The organism is Occallatibacter sp., from assembly GCF_049802275.1.
Lineage (GTDB): Bacteria > Acidobacteriota > Terriglobia > Terriglobales > Acidobacteriaceae > Telmatobacter.
In genome coordinates this window covers 1-2060 of sequence record NZ_JBARMD010000546.1, presented here as the reverse complement: position 1 = coordinate 2060, position 2060 = coordinate 1, and the positions used below count along the sequence as shown (strand labels likewise).

The 2060-nt window shown below is 57.6% G+C and carries 1 protein-coding gene; it reads left to right on the top strand.

The genetic code is table 11. From position 1 onward, the window contains the following. A partial coding sequence (locus WA354_RS18885) for an outer membrane beta-barrel protein (RefSeq protein WP_472814570.1) occupies nt 1-2060 on the top strand: 2060 nt, incomplete at both ends.

Here is a 2060-nt window from a genome sequence, read left to right as displayed (position 1 = left end):
CCGCCCGACGATGCGAATCAGCAAAGCTCCGACGGATTCCTTGTCAACGGCAGCGTCAACAACGCCGCTACTTCTCAGTTCTCGTTGAATCAGGCCTTCGGCAATCGCCGCTACAACAGCAAGAGTCTTTACAACGGCGGCTTCGGCGTCATTTTCGACAACGCACTGCTGAACGCGCGGCCGTACTCCCTCACCGGATTTGAAACTCCAAAGCCTTCTTACAATCGCATCACCCTTGGGTTCACGCTGGGTGGGCCGCTCAAGATTCCACATCTGCTCCCACGCGGACCAAACTTCTTTGTCGGCTATCAGTGGACGCGCAACAACACGGCACAAACCAATTCAGCACTGGTCCCCACGCCGGAAGAGAGAGCCGGAATCATTGACGGCACAACCTTCCCCGTAAGCCCGCAGGCAGCATACCTGCTGCAGCTTTATCCACTGCCCAACATCACCGGTAACCCTTCGTACAATTTCCAAATTCCCGTGCTGAATGCCAGTCACCAGGACAGTCTGCAATCGCGCCTCGATAAAACGTTGGGCAAGCGCGATCAGCTCTATGGCAACTTCAACTTCCAGAGCATCCGTGCCGACGATGTCAATCTCTTCAGCTTCGTCGACACCACAAACACGCTCGGGTTCAACGCGAATGTCAACTGGTCGCACCGCTTGAATCAGCACCTCTTCCTCTACGCCGGCTATCACTTCAGCAGTCTGCGTACGCAGGTGGTCCCCGAATTCCAGAACAAGACAAACATTTCCGGAGAAGCCGGGATCGCCGGCAACGATCAGACTCCCGCGAACTGGGGCCCTCCGGCGCTAAACTTCTCCAGCGGAATCGCAGCGCTCTCCGACGCGCAAAGCGCCTTCAATCGCAATCGCACCGACGGTTTCTCAGCCTCGATCGGCCTCTATCACGGCCACCACAACATCACGGCGGGCGGCGATCTCCGCAAGCAGCAGTACAACGATCAGTTCCAGCAAGACCCCCGCGGCAGCTTCACATTTACCGGATCAACAACCGGATCAGATCTTGCTGACTTCCTCATCGGCATCCCCGATACCACCTCGATTGCCTTTGGCAACGCTGATAAATATTTCCGCCAGACAGTCTACGACGCATACGCCACTGACGATTGGCGCGTATTGCCAATCCTCACCATCAACTTCGGCGCGCGCTGGGAGTACGGCGCGCCCATGACTGAAACGCAAGATCGCCTCGTGAACCTCGACGTGACCTCAGGATTCACGCAGGTCGCACCTGTACTCTCTTCAGATCCAGTCGGGCCCGTAACCGGCCAAACCTACCCAACTTCTCTCGTGCGCCCTGACTACCTTGGATTCGAACCGCGCGTAGGACTTTCGTGGCGCCCCATTCCCGCATCGACAATCGTCATCCGCGGCGGCTACGGCATCTATCACGACACGTCGGTGTACCTCTCTCCCGTACTTCAACTAGCGCAGCAGGCCCCGCTCTCGAAAAGCGGAAAACAGCAGAACAGCGCAGACTGCCCACTCACTCTCGCCAATGGCTTCACACAGTGCGGCATCACAACGCCTCAAGTCTTCGGCATCGATCCCAACTTTCGCGTAGGTTACGCGCAAACATGGCAGGCCTCAATCCAGCGCGACCTGCCGTGGGCACTGCAAATGACGGCAACCTACCTCGGTGTAAAAGGAACGCACGGCGTTCAGCAATTCCTGCCCAACAGCTATCCCCTCGGTGCGACCAATCCGTGCCCCCTTTGCTCTGCCGGATTCGTATACGAGACCTCCGGCGGAAATTCAACGCGCCAATCCGGCCAGCTTCAGTTGCGTCGCCGCCTTCGCGGAGGCTTTGCTGCATCGCTCCTCTACACCTACTCAAAATCAATCGACGACGACGCCATGCTCGGCGGTCAGGGACATCAATCCAGCGCTTCGCAAACTGATTTTTCAGCAGCTTCCTCATCTCCTGCCAATGCGCAGATCGCGCAGGACTGGCTCGACCTGACAGCGGAACGTTCTCTCTCCTCCTTCGACCAGCGCCACCTCCTCAATCTGCAAGCCCAGTACACCAC